The sequence below is a fragment of the Enterobacter sp. SECR19-1250 genome, from assembly GCF_013391025.1.
GTDB lineage: Bacteria > Pseudomonadota > Gammaproteobacteria > Enterobacterales > Enterobacteriaceae > Enterobacter > Enterobacter cloacae.
Genome location: NZ_JACASJ010000347.1, coordinates 1 through 279, shown reverse-complemented (window position 1 = coordinate 279; position 279 = coordinate 1). Strand labels below are relative to the sequence as shown.

1 protein-coding gene is annotated in these 279 nt (G+C 60.9%); it reads left to right on the top strand.

Annotation, left to right across the window (positions count from 1 at the left end):
* Nucleotides 1–37: 37 nt before the first annotated feature.
* The coding region (locus tag HX884_RS26920; RefSeq protein ID WP_306173229.1) for a primase-helicase zinc-binding domain-containing protein at nucleotides 38–279 on the top strand (242 nt) is incomplete at its 3' end.

Sequence of the window (279 nt, the reverse complement as noted above, 5' to 3'; positions counted from 1 at the left end):
GCCTGAAATGCCAGCGGCGCACTGAGGGAGCGACACAATGCGTAATATCGACCTTATCCGCGAAGTGACCACCGCCGCCGCTGGCAACTGGCCTTATGTGCTGGCTGGCCTGTCTATCGACGTGCCTGATTCATCACGCCGCCATGCCCCCTGCCCTGCATGTGGCGGTACGGATCGCTTCCGGTTCGATGATAACGGGCGCGGCAGCTTTATCTGCAACCAGTGCGGCGCGGGCGACGGGCTGGATTTAATCAAGCGGGTTAACAACTGCGACACCAC